Source organism: Kitasatospora sp. NPDC018058 (assembly GCF_044327205.1).
Classification (GTDB): Bacteria; Actinomycetota; Actinomycetes; order Streptomycetales; family Streptomycetaceae; genus Kitasatospora.
The window spans coordinates 15,165-33,841 of sequence record NZ_JBIRFA010000048.1; the positions used below are offsets into that span (position 1 = coordinate 15,165).

At 67.6% G+C, this 18,677-nt stretch carries 11 protein-coding genes; 4 read left to right on the plus strand and 7 right to left on the minus strand.

The window, feature by feature from the left end; all coding sequences use genetic code 11:
• Nucleotides 1-356 precede the first annotated feature (356 nt).
• A complete protein-coding gene (locus ACH4E7_RS38555) occupies nt 357-1,019 on the minus strand; it encodes a DUF2637 domain-containing protein (protein ID WP_396253855.1) in 663 nt (220 codons plus the stop codon).
• Nucleotides 1,020-1,133: 114 nt separating this feature from the next.
• Nucleotides 1,134-1,283 carry a hypothetical protein gene (locus ACH4E7_RS38560; RefSeq protein WP_396253856.1) on the minus strand — a complete coding sequence of 50 codons (150 nt, stop codon included), beginning with the start codon at nt 1,281-1,283 and terminating at the stop codon, nt 1,134-1,136.
• Nucleotides 1,284-6,493: 5,210 nt separating this feature from the next.
• On the opposite strand from ACH4E7_RS38560, the gene ACH4E7_RS38565 reads away from it, so the two are divergent.
• Together ACH4E7_RS38565 and ACH4E7_RS38570 are read left to right on the plus strand one after the other, a co-directional pair.
• Complete coding sequence (locus ACH4E7_RS38565; protein WP_396253857.1) at nt 6,494-7,021, plus strand: ATP-binding protein; 528 nt, start codon at nt 6,494-6,496, stop codon at nt 7,019-7,021.
• Between the two features lie 206 nt (nt 7,022-7,227).
• A complete protein-coding gene (locus tag ACH4E7_RS38570) occupies nt 7,228-7,539 on the plus strand; it encodes a hypothetical protein (protein ID WP_396253858.1) in 312 nt (103 codons plus the stop codon).
• A 310-nt stretch (nt 7,540-7,849) separates the two neighbouring features.
• Here ACH4E7_RS38570 and ACH4E7_RS38575 read toward each other — a convergent pair whose 3' ends face one another.
• Complete coding sequence (locus tag ACH4E7_RS38575; RefSeq protein ID WP_396253859.1) at nt 7,850-8,800, minus strand: virginiamycin B lyase; 951 nt, start codon at nt 8,798-8,800, stop codon at nt 7,850-7,852.
• A gap of 613 nt (nt 8,801-9,413) precedes the next feature.
• Here ACH4E7_RS38575 and ACH4E7_RS38580 point away from each other — a divergent pair.
• Together ACH4E7_RS38580 and ACH4E7_RS38585 are read left to right on the plus strand one after the other, a co-directional pair.
• Nucleotides 9,414-9,953, plus strand: coding sequence for a hypothetical protein (locus tag ACH4E7_RS38580; protein WP_396253860.1), 540 nt, complete (start codon nt 9,414-9,416; stop codon nt 9,951-9,953).
• A gap of 19 nt (nt 9,954-9,972) precedes the next feature.
• A complete protein-coding gene (locus ACH4E7_RS38585) occupies nt 9,973-11,040 on the plus strand; it encodes a peptidase (protein WP_396253861.1) in 1,068 nt (355 codons plus the stop codon).
• A gap of 43 nt (nt 11,041-11,083) precedes the next feature.
• Here the strand turns inward: ACH4E7_RS38585 and ACH4E7_RS38590 are convergent, their stop codons facing one another.
• The 4 genes from ACH4E7_RS38590 to ACH4E7_RS38605 form a co-directional block, all read right to left on the minus strand.
• Nucleotides 11,084-12,394: a hypothetical protein gene (locus tag ACH4E7_RS38590; protein WP_396253862.1), complete on the minus strand. Its 1,311-nt coding sequence runs from the start codon at nt 12,392-12,394 to the stop codon at nt 11,084-11,086.
• A 77-nt stretch (nt 12,395-12,471) separates the two neighbouring features.
• A complete protein-coding gene (locus ACH4E7_RS38595) occupies nt 12,472-12,942 on the minus strand; it encodes an ATP-binding protein (protein ID WP_396253863.1) in 471 nt (156 codons plus the stop codon).
• Nucleotides 12,943-13,230: 288 nt separating this feature from the next.
• Nucleotides 13,231-13,647, minus strand: coding sequence for a hypothetical protein (locus ACH4E7_RS38600; RefSeq protein ID WP_396253864.1), 417 nt, complete (start codon nt 13,645-13,647; stop codon nt 13,231-13,233).
• 513 nt (nt 13,648-14,160) lie between these two features.
• A complete protein-coding gene (locus ACH4E7_RS38605; protein ID WP_396253865.1) occupies nt 14,161-15,324 on the minus strand; it encodes a Mu transposase domain-containing protein in 1,164 nt (387 codons plus the stop codon).
• Nucleotides 15,325-18,677 lie beyond the last annotated feature (3,353 nt).

The following is an 18,677-nucleotide window of genomic DNA, read 5'->3' on the forward strand; positions in this document are numbered from 1 at the left end:
ACGGATGGCCACCGGAAAGGTCGAGGTCGGCGGTGGCGGACACCGGCATTGCAAGGGGGGCGGCCATCGAGGCCTCCCGCATAAATGGTTCTGGTAGGAAATTCCCCGCGCGGCAAGGGCGGTGCACGCAATGTTTGTTTCCGCAGCAACTCCCGAGGTGCGGGAGTTTTCTGCCCGGTCGTCGCCATGCGTAGTGATCACCCGATGACAAGCTGAGCATCTGGGGTGGCATGTCTCACCACCGGCATTGCGGCGATCGGCCACTCCAGCGATGACAAGACGCCCCCAGTCGCAGGGCCAGGGGCAGAGGCAGCGGCCAGCCCCCTCCCGGTCGATTCTCCTGTGATGTCGACGCGCTAGCGAGATGCCCGGTGTGAGGGTTTCTGTCGAGGATCCTCCAGGCGCATTTGTCGGGTTACGAGCAGGTGGCGCACCATCTGCTGCAAGGACACCACAGCTGTCACCGGCGGAAGGCCCGCGATCACGGCCTCAGGCATTGTGCTGGGCGAGTCGACGATGCACAGGAGACTGGCGATACCTGCGAACACCAGGATGACCGTCCAGGAATTCGCCACCTTGTGTCCTCCCAGAGCGGCCCGCAGAACGGAGAGGGAAGCGGTCATCCACGGCCCGTAGACGACGACCGGCCAGTACTGGGACAGACCCCTCGGCAGCTGGGAAAGGGCCACGTCCTGCAGAGGGTGATAGGAAATCATCCATCCGAGGATGCACACCACAGTGACGATCGTTGCGGTCAGGAATCCGATGACGGATCCCACGATGTCGGACCGACGGCGTGCCAGGCGTTCGTGACGCTCCCGGCGGTGGGCGATCAACTGGGGGCGGAAGCCCATGGCCTGCAGGCCGACTTCCCCGTCGAGTGCTTCCGCATCCGCAGGGTACGACTGCGGGCCTGGATCGGCCCAGCCATCGACGACCGGATAAGACGGATAAGAGGGATAGGACAGGTCGGCGGGCAGCTGCCCGGCGGGCGGCCAGAAGGCGTGGTTGTGTATCACTCCGTCATCGGGGAAGAATCCAGCTGCGTAGTAGGGGTTGAAAGCGGTGTCCGTTGACTCGTACAAAGCAGCCCTCCGGTTCGCATCATCGTGGATCTCGGCCGGCGGTCTCCATCAGCCTTTCTCTGATCGATAGAGTCGCATCGAGAATTCAAACTCGAGCCGGCGCAGGACGCGGAAGAGTTCGGCCAGCTGGCGTGAGCAATGCGTCAGCGCTACGCGTTCGCCATTCTTTACGAGATAACCATTTTCCAGATCACCCACGGCATTCCTCCGGCCTGGAACGAATAGCCAGTTATCGCCGGCACTGCAGATCCTGTCTCGTTCCAGCAACAATGGAACAGGCGGCTTGGCTGTTGGACTCATGCCCCGACAACGATGGTCTAATCACCGAGAAATGTGCGGCATCCGGGTGTCCTGAAATATGCTCGTGCTGCCCGCGCTCAGAGCTTTTACTCAGGTCACCGAGCTCCTCGTCCGGGCGTGCAGCGGTCCTGCGGCTGGCCTTGGAGGGGAGCGGTCGAAGCAGGCGCTACCATCTCCGCTCGCTCGGCTTCCCCACTTTCCAGGCGTGGTGGCCGCGAAGAGTGCCGGATACTCTGCGATTCTCCCCAACATGGCGCGCCGGTGCGCGGAGCCGCAGGTGGCCAGGCTTCGGGCGAACGCACCCGTTGCGACCCGTGTCGTTCGGTCGGCCGATTGACCGAAGCTCAGGTCGTCTGAGTGGCAGGTCAGTTGTGTGTCTCATTCGGGTGACCAATGACAGGACTGTTCGATGCCGCGCCATGGTCGTCGGCATGAGCCGTGGTGGCGATCGACGCAGCTGCCGTCCATTCGGTGAGCAACTGGCGGCCTCCGTGTCGGCCCGTGGACGATCGGGGACGGCGGCATCCCATCGCGACCGCGGAATCTTCGGCTGACCGTGGGTTTCGACAGTCCCGCCCGAAACCTTCCCCGGCGACGGGAACAGGAGCGTTCGAGCCGTCCGTCGGCCGACTCGAACGAACCTTCCCGCAAGCAGGTGCAGTGAGCCCCGACGATGAGTCGTATACGAGAAGTATTCACACTCTGTTATGGACCGGGTACTCTTGGTCAAGCCATGGCCCAGTCATGGATCAGCCGCCCGGACTCTGGCAGGTCCGGACGGCTCCAGGGGTAGTCGGCGCGACATCGCTGTTCCAGATCACCCCTCAGGCATCTGGAGGCGAAACCGCGTCTGGCAGAAGCGACCGTTCATGATCGCTTCTCATTGTTCGTTCGGACTTCTTCAACCACCCTGCACCCCTACGGGGAGGTCTTGACATGACCTAGCAGCAACGAGACGGCTCGGTCCGCACCACCGGACCTTCACCGTCTTTGCGTCAAGCACATGCCTCGGCGTCTGAACGCTTTGCTTCCACCGTCACTGAGCACATGTCCAAGTAGACGACGGAATCCACCGCTGCTTCGGCCCATCTGCACACCTGGGATCCTGCGAGAACCTGTGTCCTGACGGGCCGTTGCCTCCTCACGTCCGTAAGTAGGCAATGCCATTTTGCATCACCGAATCAAAATCTGCCAGCCAGCCCCTGCCCGTGTCCTGGGTCGTCGCTCCATCCGTCTAGGAGGAGGGCGCAGAGTCCTCAATGAGCGAAAGCTCCAAGGACCTCCCCAAACAGGCCGTCGAGCACGAGTGATCACCGCTCAAATGGAGCCGACCGCGGGAAAAGTCGCCTCGACGACTTTGGGACGGCCGGCGCATCGCTCCTCGACCAATCCAGGTGTCGCTGGGTGGCTGGCCGGGCCGGGCAGGGAAGTGAGTGAGCGTCGGGCTTTCGGCGGTGCTCTGTGAGTCCGCGATACTCGGACGCCGTGCACACGGAACCGGCCGGGGTTCCCGGGCCTGTTCACGGGCAGGCGCGTGCGACCGAGCAAGCTCGCCTGCCCGCTACCCGGTTCCCAGCGGCGTGGCTCAGTGACAAGGACTTGACCGGCGACCTGATCCGGGTCGTGACGTTGGTGCAGGACTACGGCTGGAAGTCAGGATTGTGCTTCGCCGCTGACGAGACGATCGGGAGACAGCTGGGGCTGTCCCGGGGGGGTGTGAACCGCCTAATCGCCAAGGCAAAGGCCAAGAATCTGGTTCGCGCGTGTCGAAATCCCGCCACCCGAACCATGAACCGGCGTGTTCGCCCACTGGCCGACGATGAGCTGGCCGTGTGCGTCGGCTCGTATGCTCGGGCGCATCTGGCCGGTACTCGGTTCAAGGTTTATGCGTTGCTCTCCCTGCGGCAGCGGTTCACCGAATCGACTCCCGTCGCGCGAATCGCACGCGAGTGCCAGATAAAGGAGGACACGGCCCGCGACGCGGTGGCCGAACTCCTGGTCCAGGGCTGGGTGAGCAGAAGACAGGGCGAGAAGAGGGGGTACAGATACGTCGTCCATCCCGTGCCCGTCCGCGTACCGAGCGGGCAGAGCGAGTCTCTCCCGAGCCGGCCCGTTCCCGCGCTGCGATCCGCGGACGGGCCCGCAGGCGGCGGTGTCGAGGTCTTCGACTCCGGACCGGATTCCCCTCTCGGCGCCTCGCTCGGCGTGTGCCGGGAGGCCCCCGGTTCGGTGACAACCGACTCCCCCGAACCGGTGACACTGAGCCCCCCCGATCCGGTGACAGAAACACGATCCCCCCAACATGACGTGCTGAACATGCCGGCCGTCCAGGGTGGTTGTTCGTCCCGCGAGCCGGAAACCGTGCGCCCCCACGCGCGAGGACGCGCGGCGGGAGCCACGGGGTGCGGAGCAGGCCCGACAGGGCACGGCAGATGGCAAGCCGACCAGAAGATGATCCAGTCGATGACCGGCGAGCAGAGGCGATGGGGACAGCAAGCCGCGTCATCGGCTCTTGGGCGCCTGCCGAGGCAACTGGTGGACCGGCTGACCGAGCGACAGCTCAACCTCCTCGCTCAGCACATTGTCGCAACATTCGCCGACTACAGCACATCCCCTGAGGTCCATGGCGCCGTGGTCCTCAAAGCTCTCGAGTCGGCGTGGGAGTTCGCGCGCCGCAGGGAGCCGGTCGGCGCCGTGCCGTGGTCTTCGGTGATCTCCCCGCTTCCCTGGCTGATCAGGGTCGTCGACCGGGCGAGCGAGACGGTCACAGGGGCCAGACCGGTCCGAATCCCCGAGTGCGCACTCTGCCGAGGGCCCCTGGTCGTCCGCGACGCCGAGGACCCGGAAACCTGCCGTTCCTGCGGTCCCGCCGCCGCCGCTGCCGCCTGCCGTCGGCTCCGGGAGCAGTGGGAGCTATCCGATCACCAGTGGGACGTGCCACCCCCAAGAGACCCGCTCACGGCGCGGCCCGCGCCCGTCCACCGACGGAGTACGCCGAAAACCGCTCCGAGCGGACCCTCGGACCGGATGGCGACCGAGGGCGACGAGTCGGAAGGAACCCTCCTTCGCCTGCGGCTTGCCGCTCGCCGACTCGAGCGGGAACGAGCCCGTGCCCGGGCCGACGAGGATCTGGCGGCGGCCCGCACCGCCATTGCCGGTCGGCGTCGGCAGGGCACCACCGAAGCCGCCCGCCAGGACGACACCGGTCGAGGAAGCGCCGACCAGGGGCGCGAGCAGGACACCGGGCTCAGTGACGTGCCCCTGGAGACCGTCGCGGCGTCTGATCCTGCTCCACGCTGCGACGGCCGACCTGATGTGAGGAAGCCCGGCGTGGTCGCCACGGGGCGACCGGGGCCTGCGAGACGCCACCGTGGAACCTCTCGTCATCTCTGCCTTACCGGCGGTCCGCCAGTTGTCCCCCCGGCGCCAAGGGCCGACCGGTCGCGGGGACCTGCGCGGGCGTCCCCGCGACCGGACCGGAGGCCGGAGGCTGTCGGGGGAGTCCGCCGCGGCCATCGTCGATCGCAGGCCCGCCGCGGGCGCGGTCCCGGGTGTGCCAGAAGTGGTAGGCCGCCTGCGTTCGTCTGGAAGTCAGCGCGTTCACCGTCAACGTTTGGCTTTGCCGAAGACCGGTCAAAACCTCATCGAACCGGCGCAGAGCAGACCGAACGTACGCCGACACTGGGAATCTCAGTCGCGAGGCCGGGGTCAGTGTGTCCAGCTCGCTGTCGCGTATCCCAGTCGGCTCCCACGGGCGGTATTCCGCGATCATTTGGCAGTCCCCTTAGGATACGCTGTCCAATTTTCCGAGCGAGCAGTCCAGAATATGAAAAATGCCTGATGGGAGGGGCCTCCCGTCTGGTCGCACAGGCGTTTGCATTGTTGACATGCTCGGCCATACGGGTGAATTGGCAGGTCAGGGGATTGCGGCTATTTCGGCTCGATGGGTAACTAGATACATCCGAACAGGGTGGGTCACCCATCCTCTCCGCGGGATAAGCAGCTGCCGCGTCTGCCAGCGCTTCCGGCTTGCGCCTCATCGCTGAGGAGGCGTGTTGCCATCCCCCCGGTTGAGGAATTGGATCCGAGGGCCGGTGCGATTCTTGTCGCACCGGCCCTCAGTGGTTCACGGGGGGGCCTCCGCAAGAGCCGGCAGAGGCTCTCTCCGGGCGGACACATACGGGCGTGCGTAGGCTGCGGAGTCGTCATTCTGAGGCGCCTGAGCGGGGTGATTCCCAGCGGTGACCGTGGTTCACGCCGTCACATCCGGGGCTCGGCGGTGAATCGGGACGGTCGATCCGATGGACCGGCGACCCTTCCTCGCCTCGCCTAGCCACTTCTGTACTGCGAAGCCCTGGTATGTGCCGGAGTCGACCCAGGTGCAATCGGACTGGTCGAAGCCGACGGTGCAAGTGGTCCGCTGGGCTCCCAACAGAGTCCGCAGACCTCGGGGCCGACGGTGCTACTGGTGGCCGCCTGCTCGTCGACGGTGCCGCCGGCTTCGGCGCAATGTCTGGCTGACCGGCCGCACGGCCTCCGGCTTCTCCGCGCGGGCCATGACGCGCACAAGCGGAACGGCTGATTTCAGCCAGGTCGGTGCGGAATTCCGTGAGCGAGTCGCCAGCCGCCCTTGGGCACGCGCAAGAAAACTTGCCCAAATAGCTCCACCGAAGACCAGGATCAATGGTTCGGCGTCCGTATTCGCTGTGAAACCCGGACTTGAGTGAACGAAACAGGTCAAGTTCATTCCGCCAGATACCCGGTGGCGCGAACAACTCTTCTTACCGTCACACTAGGCGCCTGCATTGCATAAACACGCCCCCCGTCTTTTGGAATGGATCACTCCCTGCGGATAATCTATTTCTGATTTACTTCGACCAGTCCGGTGCCCGCTCGGCCGGCTGCTCCGATCCTTCGGTAGGAGAAGAGCCCTGGACGGACCGAGGAGCCTTCTCCGGCGAAACGTGGGCCACGAGCCGTGGAGAACGCATGAACCAGCTCGAGCGAAGAGGGAGTTCCCCGTTCGCCGGAGGGAATAGTCCTCATGTGCCAGGCGCGGCCTGAGCCGCGAAGCCGCGAGCAGTCGTACCGGCAGCCGCTTTCGGCTCGTGAGCCGAGAAGCGACCCCGCCGTTCACCGAGGAGGAGATTCCACTGACCACCGCAGAGATCAACGGACGGCCGACGGGAGCTCTCGCCGAGGATGTCCTGAGCCACTGGGCCAGGGGCCGTCCGCTGTCCTTCAGGCTGCCGTCTCTCGATCGCGCGGTACCGATCGCCCGGGGGCTGGCAGGGCTGTGGCTGGACGCCGAGGACGTTCGGGCCGACCATGCCCGGGACGCGGCCCTGCTCGTGATCTCCGAACTTGTCACCAATGCCCTCGAGCACTCCAACAGTGCACACATCACCGGTTGGTTGCGCCGGACCGCGGACCGGCTCCTGCTGGAGGTCCGTGATCAGGGAAAGACTTCCACGGTGCCGCGGCTGCACCGCGCCACGCCGGACGAGGACCACGGCAGAGGCCTGGCGCTCGTTGCGGGATGCTCCCAGGAATGGGGGGTGCGGCTGAGCGCGGACGGCAGCTGCTCGGTGTGGGCCGTCGTGCCGCTGTCCGGTCGGAGCACTGCCGCGTGGTGACCGTCCAGGGGCGGTCGCCGGTCGCGCACCCCGGTTGCCGATGCCCGGCCGGCAAGCCGTGCTCCGGGGCACGACGCGGTGGTCCCGAACACCACCCGCCACCGGTTGCGTCCACCGGCGTCCGGGCGCGCGCGATCCGACCAGGCCGGACGGCACATCGAGCGTCGAGCCTCAATCATCCACCGCGCACATCGTCAGGAGCACCCATGCCCAGTTCAAGCACCGAGAGCCGTGAAGTCCTCAACAGCATCATCAACTCGGTGACTCAGCTCGACCGCGACGCCCTGCGTCGCCTCGATCCCGAACGGCTCAGCGCGCAGTTCGACGCGCGTCTGGAGCTCGAGGACTACTTCCACGCGCTTTGGGAGCATTTGAAGGCCTGTGGTGAGCGCCCTGCCATCCGCACGGAATACCAGCCGCTTGCCGCTGTCCTCGATCTGCTCACGGGTTTGAGTGAAAATGTCATGTTCGCAGACTGCGTGAAACAGCAGAATCTGCACCGCTTGCTCCAGCGGTGACAGGCTTGCCCGAAGTCGGGTAGGGGCTTCGTCCGGAGGGTGCTGCCGCCCGTGGCCGGTCGTCCGGCCCGGCTGCCTCCGGGGTGGTGTCACAGCGCCTCTTCGGCCGGACGGTCGACCGCGGAGGCCACCGCGCTCGCGCCGTGTCCCTTGTCGGTCACTGTGTCATGTGCTGTGCGTTGCGGCGGTACGCGGGATCGGCGGTGCGCCGGTGATGGCGCCCGCCCAGCGGACGGCCGCGCCTCCCGCCCAGATCTTCGGCGGGAGGCGCGGCCGTCCGGCTGAGTGACTGCTCACACTGCTGGCTCTGTCAGGGCGTTACCGTGCCGATCTGGCTCGCGGAGTTCTCGGTGAACCAGAGGTTGCCGTCGGATCCGGTGGCGATGTCCAACGGGCTCGAGTTGGAGGTCGGGATCGAGAGCTCGGAGATCGTCCCCGACGTCGTGATCTGGCCGATGTCATTGCTGGCGTTCTCGGTGAACCAGAGGTTGCCGTCCGGCCCGGAGGTGATGCCCCACGGGAACGGGAAGACGGCATCCGTGAGGTTGTAGGCGGTGAACGCACCCGAGGTGGTGACCTGTCCGATCTGCGCTGCGCCGGCGTCGGTGAACCACAGGTTGCCGTCGGGCCCTGCGGTGATGCCGATGGGCAGCGAGTCGGTCGAGGGGACCGCGTACTCGGTGATCGTGCCGCCGGTGGTGATCTGGCCGATGCTTCCGGTCAGGACTTCGGTGAACCAGAGGTTGCCGTCCGGCCCGGAGGTGATGCTCAGCGGGTAGGCGCCGGAGGTGGGGAGCGCGTACTCGGTGATCGTGCCGCCGGTGGTGATCTGGCCGATGTTGTTGGCACCGGGCTCCGCGAACCAGAGGTTGCCGTCAGGTCCGACGGTGATGCCCCACGGGTAGGCGCCGGAGGTGGGGAGCGCGTACTCGGTGACCGTGCCGCCGGTGGTGATGCGGCCGATCTTGTCGACGTTCGATTCGGTGAACCACAGGGCGCCGTCCGGCCCGGTGACGATCTCGGCCGGCCCGGCGTTGGTGGTGGGCACCGAGTATTCGGTGAAGGTGCCGGTCGTGGTGACGCGCCCGATCGCGTCGGCGGCGTTCTCGGTGAACCACAGGGCGTTGTCCGGCCCCGCGGTGATGCCGACCGGGGCCGCATTGGCGGTGGGCGTCGCCGACTCGCTGATGGTGGGGGTCTGGCGGGGCCGTGACTTCCCCGTCTGGGGGTGCTTGCCCGCGAGGCAGCCGATGAGCCCCATCGGTCCCCGGTGTCGGACACAGGACTTTACCCACGGGTGCCGGGAAGCGGGGGGGTGGTGCGGGGAGTCGCCGAAGGCGACGGTGCCCGGCGCTGCGACAGCGGCCGTCAGGGCGAGGACGGCGAGTGCACGGTAGAGCCGCCTGAGGCGGCCAGGATGGCGGGACATGAGACACCTTCCTGAAGGGCACGGCGGAGCCGGAGCGCCGGTATGACTTGTATTACCGGTGTCGGGCTTATAGGGGGAGAGTCGGCGCAGTCGCCCGGTACCGCGACACGCGGCTCAGGGTGACATCGTTTTCGCAATCGCGCTGCGCACGTACAATCCCCACTGAGCTGGCGTCAAAAACAAACGATGGAGATAAATCGCGGACTCTTCCTCTGGAATTCATTAGCGCGCATCTCATATGACTGCATTTCGCAAATCCTTGCTGGCTGTCGATGATGCGCTCGTTTCCCGGCCTGACCTGGCTGGGCTCTCTTCCGTGGTCGCGTTCGACCAGACGGAGGAATGGCGTTTAGGTACTGTGCGTATGCGGATATCACTAGGGGTCGTCACTGGGGCGACACCCGGACTGCTGCTGCTCCGGGCTTTGATGGCACAAGGAAAGCCCATGCGTATCCGATATTCCGTGGCCGCCGGGGCCGCGATGGTTGTCGCCAACGCCGGAGTGGCCAGCGCCGCGCCCGGAGACACGGCGGTCACGTTCTCCGTCTCGGGTGGTTCGTTAGCGATCTCGGTCCCCGCAGGCCCGGTGGGTCTGGGGAACGGACTGCCCGGAAACTCCATCAGTGGACAACTGGGCAATGTCACGGTCACCGACACCCGGGCGCTGCTCACGGCCGCCTGGACCGCGTCCGCGATCTCCACCAGCTTCACGACAGGCGGCGGCACGGCCGCGGAGACGATCCCGGCCAGCTCGATCTCCTACTGGTCGGGCACCGCGAGCGCCACCACCGGCCTGGGCGTCTTCACGCCCGGCCAGGCCACGGCGGCCCAGGCGCAGAGCCTCAACGTCAGCCGCACCGCCTACAGCCTCACCGGGGGCACCGGCAACAACTCCGCGACATGGAACCCCACGCTGGTCGTCGCGATCCCTGTCAGCGCGGTGAACGGCACCTACACCGGGACGGTGACACATTCGATCGCGTAGCCCGGCCGGCCTGTGGTGCATGGCCACGGCGGTGCTCGCGTTGATCTGCGGCGCGAGCACCGCCACGGCCGAAGGCCAGGGCCAGACGCCGCCTCCCGCCGTTGAGGGCAATATCGGCCTCAAGTTGCTCGACGCGCCCCTGGACCGTGAGTCCGACCCGCGCGCACACATGTACATCGTGGACCACCTTGCGCCCGGAACCGTCATCCACCGCCGACTGCTGGTGACCAACACCTCCGACGTCGACCAGCACGTCGACCTCTACGCGGGCTCCGCCGCGGTCAACAGCGGCACCTTCATCGTCGATGCCGATCGCACCCCGAACGAGCTCACGACCTGGGTCTCGGTGGACGACTGTGTCTCGGATGCGGATGTATCCAGCAGAACGACGGACTGCGGCACACCGGGCACCCGGCCGCCCACGCCGCCGTCCACCGCCGTGCGCGACATCCCGGCGCACGGCACGGCCGTGGTCCGCGTCAGCGTCCGGGTGCCGTCGAACGCGTCCGCCGGCGAACGGTACGCGGTCCTCTGGGCGCAGGTCGCGGGCCTCGGCGGCCCGGACGGGAACGTCCGTCTGGTCAACCGTGTCGGAGCACGGATCTACCTCGACGTCGGTCCCGGAGGCGAGCCGCCGTCCGACTTCCGGATCGAGGAGCTGACTCCCGCGCGCGAGTCCGACGGCACGCCGAAACTGGTGGCCAAGGTCCACAACACCGGCAAGCGTGCCCTCGACCTGACCGGATCGATGTCGATGACCGACGGGCCGGGATCTCTCAGTGCCGGTCCCTTCGCGGTGAACCTCGGCACCACACTCGGCATCGACGAGACCGAGCCGGTGACCGTCCCCCTGGACAGGAAGCTTCCCGACGGACCTTGGAAGGTCCATCTCACACTGGCCAGCGGTCTGGTCCGACACACCGCCACGGCCACCATCACCTTCCCCAACGGCTACCGAGCCGACGCGTCGGTCACACCGGAGATGGTGGACTCCCAACCGATGGCGCCGGGCATGGCCATGGGTGTGTCAGCCGTCGTCCTCCTGATCGCCTGCGGCTGGATGGTTCGCCGCAGGCGGGTGAGCTGAATCCGACGGGCCCGAACGGGCTCATCGGCAGGGGGTGGCGGCATCAGGCGACGGAGTGGGTCACGGTGCCCGTGTAGGTGCCGTGAACCGCAGCGGCGGGGATCGTGATCACCACGGTGGGGATCCAGCTCGTGGAGTTGTTCCCGCTGCCGGTGGAGGTGAAGGCGGTTCTCGCACTGCTGAGCGACTGTGCGGCCGAGGCGCTGCTCTCACCCGGCGTGGCCGTCACGGTTCCGTTCGTGTTCGTCGCGGGTCCGGACCAGTAGGAGACGTTCGAGGTGGTGATCGTCTCGGCGGAGGTGGCGCCGCCGGTGGTGAAGTTCGTGGCGGACACCGTCGCCGTCCAGGTGCTGGTGCTCACTCCTCGCTGGTCCGAGACGGTCATCGTGCCGAGGGCCGCGCTGAGGGTGCCACCGGGCGCCGCGGTGCCCAGGCCCGCGGGGGTGGGCACGCTGATGGCCAGCGTGCCCGTGGTCGGGATGACGCTGATCTGGGAACTGTTGCTGCCGCTGGTCTCGACGCTGTCCACGACCGCGCCGGTGAAGCTGGCCTTGCCTCCGGATGAGGCCGTCAGCTTCCCCGCGGCGGTGTAGAGCAGGCCGCCGCCGGTGAGCCAGGTGCCGTTTCCCGCGACCGTGACGCCCGCGGTGTTGTTGCGGTCGGCGATGACCGAGAAACCGGTGAAGGCCCCGGTGGTCGGTGCGCTGAGGGTGGTCTTACCTCCGCTCTGGTCGGTGAAGGACGCACCGCTGGTGCCCGCCGCGCACGCTGTCGGGTAGGTCGGGCAGGCGAGGTAGATCGTCACTCCCGTGCCGTTCATCTTCCCGCCGGAAATCGTGATGCCGGTGGTGCTGGTGATGACGTACGTGCCGGGATTGAGGGTGAGCGTGCCAGCCAGGGACGAGATGCTGGAGTACACCCCCGGACTGATCGTCTGGTTCCCCGAGACGTGGTTGACCGAGGGATACGGCGGGGTCGGTGTCGAAGGACAGGCCGACGCGGCCGGGCACTGGGCCAAGGTGGCATGGGGGTCGGTGCCGGCGGGCTGGTTGGTCGGGGCCGGGCTGTACGAGCCGCCGCTCGACGTGGCGAAGCCGGCCGGTGCCGCCGGGCCGCCGATGGTGCCCCCGTTCGCGATGACCGAGGTGTTGCCACTGACCAGCGCGGCCTGACTGTTCGTCGAGTTGACCAGGATGCTTCCGGTGACCTGGACGCTGCCGGGGTGGACGTACAGGGTGTCCGCAGCACTCGCATTGAGGACGCACAGACTCGCCGTACACGCAGTCGCGGCCCGGGCGGCCTCGGACGGACCGGTCACGATCCAGGCCAGCGCGGAGGTGAGGGCAAGGATCATGGCACAGAGCGCGTGTGACAGGCGGCACCGTCCACGCCTGCGGTTGAGGCCGACCGGCCGAGGGGGCTGGGGAGTCGTCATTTTCTGGTCGGGAAGAGGGTTGCCCGGGTGGCCTGGTAGCCGTAGGACTCTGCACCGGAGTCGCCGATCGGGACCAGCGGACGGCCCGCGCGGACCCAGGTGGGGGACTTCAGGTCGGCGACGACCTCGGCGGTGACGTTCGGGTTCCTGGCGAAATCGAAGTCCTCCAGCCTCTTGGGGCGTGGGAGGCGGGCCATGCGGAGCAGTCTTCGCCGGCGGGGCACGTCGCGGTCGGCGGGTTCGACCTGTAGCAGGTCGAGGAGGAACCGCTCGTAGGCGGCCTGCTCGCGCCGGGCGGTGGCGGCGAGCTCGATGAACCGCTCGCGGAAGGCGGGTGGTTCCAGCTCCCGGCAGGCCTCGTCGATCAGCATGTCCACCGGATCGCCCGGTAGGGACGGCCGGCGGGGTGGGACGCGCTCCGGATCCCGGTCCTCGTCCTGGTCGGTGACGGTGATGGTGCGGGTCATGCCCCGTGGCCCTTCCGGTTCGCGCCGCTGTTACGGGTGCCGGTGACCGGTGCCAGGAGACCTGTGCACCAGCGGTCTCCCTGACCCGGACCGTGATCAACACGCACAGCGTGACGGGCCGAACGGCCTACGTAATCCGATTACTCCAAAAGCGGCATGTCACACACCATCACACCGGGTGGCGCCCGAACCCACCGGAATACCGCGACGATGGTCCACAACGCAGCTCAACCCCCGAGGCCCCACACCCGAGCAGGTCAACAACGAGCCCCTGTGTGCCGTGAGACCTCACACCTCGGCATACCGGACAACCTCCAGGGCGTCCGTCAACGCGGCCGCCACGGCCTTCTCGCTGTTCAACGCAGCGGCGGAGTCGCCGATCGCGTTGGACATCGCCGCATGGATGCCGTCGGTCGCCGCGGCGATGATGTCCGCGTGGACCTGGTCCGGCCGGCAGAAGCAGGTGAGCCCCGCTCCGGCCAGGATGACGAGGGTGCGGAGGTTGTAGGTGCGAGCGTCGGCGGTGTCGCCGACGGAGTCGGCGTCGATGGCGGCCGCGTTGCTGCCGATCGCGGCCGTGAGATCGGCGGCACACGCCGACACCTGGAGCCCGGGGGCTGCCGCGGCCTGTGCCGCGGGGGCGATGGCGAGGGTAGCGCCGGATGCGACGGCGACGGCGACGGCGGCGAGACGAGAACGGATCATCCGAATCCCCTCCGAAAAGAAGCGTTCATGCCGGCGGGACCCCAGCATGAACGGAACGTAATTCACCGCCGAGGGCGGGCAGCAGGGCGCGCAGACCGGCAGAGTGGTGCGAAGAATTGACGTTCCGGCAATCGAAGGCGAATTCAGTAGTCTTCATACAACTTGGCGCTACTCCATCCGAGTCGCTATCGGGAAGACCGGTATCCGACGCCTGGGAGGGCGGGATGGGGAATTCGGTTAGCGATTTCCGGCGTTTCACGTGTCGCTGATCTGTGAGATCACCCGGCTCCGGTCAGCCGCTGCCGATCACACGCGGGAGGGAGGCGCGACCCTGTGTGTCTTCGGGCCCGACCTGGTGAACCCTGTGCTGGACGTGCCCATGTCCAGCGTAGGGGCGCAGGTCGTCCGCCATGCGCGCTGTCTCCCCTCGAAGGGTCCTTGCCGGTTCCGTGATGTCCGGTTCAGGTGCCTCGCCAGGGTGGTGTGGCTTCGCCGGTACGGAGTTGGGTCACGTCATCGATGCGTGGCGAGGTGGATCACGGTCTCCGAACGGACGAGCTCGTCGCCCTCGGTCGGTTCCTTCCGGATCCGATCGAGAACGTCCGTCCACCACCAGGATCGGCCGGGGCGTCCCGGTGAACCGTCAGCCTGTTGACCGGGCTCTAATCCGTCCTCCTGGCAGGCGTCCGGTCGGAGCGCTCGGGCCGCGGCGAGCGCTTCGGCGGACGGCGGTCTGTACATCTTGCTGTGGCAGGCCGGCCTCGGTACCGGGATCGGGCGTTCGAGGCTGAACCCGTGCCGGTGGCCGATGACCGACAGGCTGGCACCGTCGGGCGCCAGTGAATGCTGAACGATCACCCTGCCACGAGGAGTCGCGATCGCCAGAAGGGGATCACCGAGCCTTCGGCGCACTTCCACGGTGTGACCGTGCAGATGCCGTGGAACCGCGTAGAGGTTGCCCCGGTAGGACACCATGCTGTTGGCCGAGACCGCGCGAGCCACGCTGATCTTGGCGGGGTACGGGTCGCGGGGAAGGTCGAGCAGGACCGTCGCAGCGGGCACGGTGTACCCGTCGTGGCCGCCGCTTGCCGCGGCCCGGCGGGCGTCCATGATCCTGGCCAGCCTGCCGAGGCTCTCCTGCGCTTCCAGCAGGCCGGTGTCCGCGCCGATGGTCTGCCACCACAGAACGAGTGCTTGCCCGATCGCCTGGTCGTCGGCGTCTTGCCGCGCCGGACTGAGATCCGCGACGACACCGTAGTGCTTCGCGACCTTGCCCAGCGCCGTGGTCAATTTGCCACCTCCCGGGCAGGGGATCGGCTGCGTCCGGTCGAAGCGCCAGCGCCAGCCGGTTCCGCCGAACTGGCGCAGGATCCGGTCGACGGAGTCGACCAGGTGGCCGAGATCGATCTGCTCTGCGAGCACTGCGCTCCAGCGCTGGGAGTGGGTCAGGCGTCCCACCAGGATGCAAGCATGAGTGCTGCCCCAGTCCGCAGGGGGGTCGGAGAGGACGAACCAGCGGAAGTGCACTTCCTCCGCGTTGTCCGGCCGACCGGGGCGGGTGCGGGGCGGACGCTGGCACAGCGGGCACCGGGGACGCAGCTGATGGGTCCGCAGAGCGCGGGTGAAGGTCGAGTAGCCGCCGTTGTAGCCGAGATCGACGAGTTCGGCGAACAGCATCGATGCCTGGAAGTGGGCATCGTCCTGCAGCCGCCGGCGACAGTAGGGGATGAACCGCTCGAACTCGTCCCTGCTGGAGCTGCGGACTCCGACGGTGCGCTTCCCGCTCAGATAGGAGCTCACGGTCTTGCGGTCGCGGCCGAGGAGACGGGCGATTGCGGCGATGGACAACCCTCGGGATCGGAGGGCGCAGATGTTGATGTATTCCTCTCCGGTCAGCATTCCACTCCTAGCAGGCTTCGCTATGGCTTACGGCTCCCTCATGGGACCCATGGGAAGCCAGGAAATATACACGAAGCCCAGGAGTGAGAGCAGAAAGGTTTCTGCAAGACATTGCCGATTGCTGTGTAATTTGAGTGAGCGAATCACCCGGCAGTCAATTGGCAAAGGCCCCACGCATGCCATGTCAAGTCGCGCGCGGAGATCGGCCAAACAGTGGCTGGATCTCGGCCGTTGAGTGCTTAACAATTTTCGCGGCACGCAATGGAGGGCGACTGGCATAGACCTCTGCGGTGCGAGAGCGCTCGCGGTTCTCCCCGGAATTCCAGGCCGAGCAGGCCAAAGATGCGTCTGGCCACCCGTCGCACAAGTGTGCTCGGCGTGCCGGGGTTCGCACGGGCACGGATCCCCGGTCGCCCTGCCGGTACCGCCGCCCAGCGAAACGGTCGCTGGCATATGCCGGTGTACATGCTCGCGCGCGCGCCCCCCGTCTGCTCCCATGCCTGGCGCTGACCAGGCCCGGCGTCAGCAACGGTTGACACTTCGTAGGGTTCCGCACCGCACACCGGAAGCGCACGCGGCCGCCAGGGGGGTCACTCCTCGGACAGCCCCGCCGGTGTGGCCAGGAGGAGCGCGCCCTGCGGTCCCGGGTGGAGCTCCGCGTGCTCGGGCACCAGTGCCGCCCGTGCCGGCGGGACCCGAACCGCCGGTGTCCATGCCGGTGACGATCGCGGTCACGTGCGCGGACGAGGAGCCGAACGCCGGAGGCTCGGAACGTCGGCTGCGCGAGATCGCCCGCTCGACTGGGACCCCGCTGCCGACAGCAGAGCCACCAGGGCGTCCTTCGGCAGACGGGCGTCCGTACCCTCCGAGCGGGGATCCTGCCGGGCGGTCGTCTCGCATCACCAGCGCGACGGTCGGCGTCCTGGTCGTCGTCGCGGACGGCGGCCCAGGCCTTGCCCCCGGAGCCGGCGGTGCGGTGGGCCTCGTCGACGACGACCGGGTCCCAGGCCACCGCGCGACGGAGCCGATCTACCGGCGAGAGTGAGAGCGACCGTCGGAGACGAGCCGAACTCTCAGTCAACCGTGCCGCCAATGGAGTGATGTGGCGTCAAGTACCTTGCGTGCTTGTCACCTCAATGGGTTACTGGGGGCGTTCAATCCGGTGGGTTGCCCATCCTCTCCGGGGGAGTGGGGCGTCGGCCTGCCGTATGGCCGGTCACTACCGGTGGCGCCGTGGGCTCTCCTGGCAGGGGCGTGAACGATCCGCCCGCCACCGCGACCGGCGACAGCCATCCAGGACCGTCTCGCCCTCACGCCCGGAGAGCGACCCGGCCACACCCGTGGACCGGCCCGCCGCCCGGTTCACGGGTGTGGCCGTCCGTCTCGCCCTCGCCGGGGCCTGGTCCGACCCGCACCGTGCGTGGCCTGCGGCTCTCCCCGGGCACACCGCCGCGCGGTTCACCCCACCTCGTTCAAGGAGGCGACATCACGGTCACCAACGCGGCCGGCAGCGTGACCGCCGCGACCCCGTTCCAGTACCTCGCGAGCCCGGGGATCTGAGCCAGGAGCCAGGCCCTGACCACCTGAACCGCGTGGCCGACGAGGCCGTCTGCTCGGGCGGGACCGTCATCGGTCTCGCCCGGGCGGATCCCGTCTCGCCGCACCGGGTGCCCGATTCCTCGGCCGGCCCCGGAAGAACGGGGCGGCCGCCTGATCGACCCGGCGGCCGGACCGTGAAGCAGCGCGCGAACCGCCCGGGTCGCAGATCGCCGTCCGCCACGTGGGGCGCGACTCCGAAGCCTCACTTCCACGAGAGCCGAGGCGGCGTCCACTCGGGTCGGAGCGTTGATCGCGCCCAGCCGCCTGGCCCCGGCCGGACGCTTCGCGCGGTACATCCAGGCTGGGATGAGCAATTCCGAACGGCAGCAGGTGGGGAATTCGTCCGCCCGTGGCCGCTCCGTCTCTTGGGCCACAGGCAGGGAAGTCGCGATCTTGCCGGGTGGGGAATAAGCATGCAAATTCCTCACTGGCAGGTCTGTTCTCGCTGATCAGCGCCGGTTGCGCGCTGCGGCATTGGCCATTTTCCGTATTGCGGGAGATGGTCGAACGTTGAGCCAAGCGGGTGAAAGCGGGTCGGAAGGCTTGTCACCGATTTCACCGCTCTGGATTACTTTTCTGTATCCAACCGGCGGGCCGCCCATCCCTCCCCGGGGGAACGTGTGCCGGCGCCCGCTGTGCTTCAGGCGGCGGTGACGTGCGGCTCGCGATGGGCACCCCCGTGGAGGATCTGGATCCATCTGCCGGCGCCGTCTCAGCGGTTGCCGGCAGATGCGGCGGCTTACATACGCCAGGAGGCGTCATGCAAGCAATCCGAAGGTTCCGAAGCGTGCTGGCCCGTACGGCGACCGGGTGGTCTGCGGGCTCCTCTCCCTCGTACCGTCGAACGAGGATTTCAGCGGTGTGGTGCTGGGGGCTTCTGCTGGGGTGGTACGTACCCACGGTGTTGGCGGGCAGTCAGTCCGTTCGCGAACCGCTGACAACGGAAAGCGTGACCGCAGCCGCCCACGACCACGTTTCCGAGCGGGACTCCGGCAGGATGCGCTCGGCCGAGTCCGTCCGTGGAAAACACAGGCGGCGCCGAGGACGGATCGGCCGGGGACGGCGTTTCGGCCGCACGGACGAGCGTCCCGACGACAGTGACCAAGGCAAACGGCGGTGAGCTCCTCCACGGGGACAAACAGGCCTTTTCGTGTCGGCCCCCGTGGGTCAACGGCACTACCGGGCCACCTGTCATGGCGTCAGACCACGCCGTACCTCGACTGCCTACGAGCCGGACAACGAGATCGCCGGTCGGTCGAGCGGCGTCGTGCCGGTCACTCGGGCCCGACCTCGGGGCCCGCCGGTGAGGGTTTCCCGGAACGAATCCGGCGACCTCTCAGCCGACTCTGACCGGAGAAGCGCCCGCGTCGCTCGCGGACGTCTCGGACGCCGGCCGAGGGTCGCCACCGTATCCGGAAGCGCTTACGCCCAGGACATCCACCACCGGTGGGACCCGGGCCAGCGCACTCACCCGCGTCTCGCCGCCCGGACTCCGGTGACCGGCGGCCCGCGCTCGACACGGCGGTCGGGAG

What these genes read in the sequence shown, in the direction of transcription:
- ACH4E7_RS38585 (WP_396253861.1), top strand. Translation starts at nt 9,973, where the DNA reads ATGGCCACGGCGGTGCTCGCGTTGATCTGCGGCGCGAGCACCGCCACG.
- ACH4E7_RS38590 (WP_396253862.1), bottom strand. Translation starts at nt 12,394, where the DNA reads ATGATCCTTGCCCTCACCTCCGCGCTGGCCTGGATCGTGACCGGTCCG.
- ACH4E7_RS38580 (WP_396253860.1), top strand. Translation starts at nt 9,414, where the DNA reads ATGCGTATCCGATATTCCGTGGCCGCCGGGGCCGCGATGGTTGTCGCC.
- ACH4E7_RS38600 (WP_396253864.1), bottom strand. Translation starts at nt 13,647, where the DNA reads ATGATCCGTTCTCGTCTCGCCGCCGTCGCCGTCGCCGTCGCATCCGGC.
- ACH4E7_RS38570 (WP_396253858.1), top strand. Translation starts at nt 7,228, where the DNA reads ATGCCCAGTTCAAGCACCGAGAGCCGTGAAGTCCTCAACAGCATCATC.
- ACH4E7_RS38575 (WP_396253859.1), bottom strand. Translation starts at nt 8,800, where the DNA reads ATGGGGCTCATCGGCTGCCTCGCGGGCAAGCACCCCCAGACGGGGAAG.
- ACH4E7_RS38595 (WP_396253863.1), bottom strand. Translation starts at nt 12,942, where the DNA reads ATGACCCGCACCATCACCGTCACCGACCAGGACGAGGACCGGGATCCG.
- ACH4E7_RS38605 (WP_396253865.1), bottom strand. Translation starts at nt 15,324, where the DNA reads ATGCTGTTCGCCGAACTCGTCGATCTCGGCTACAACGGCGGCTACTCG.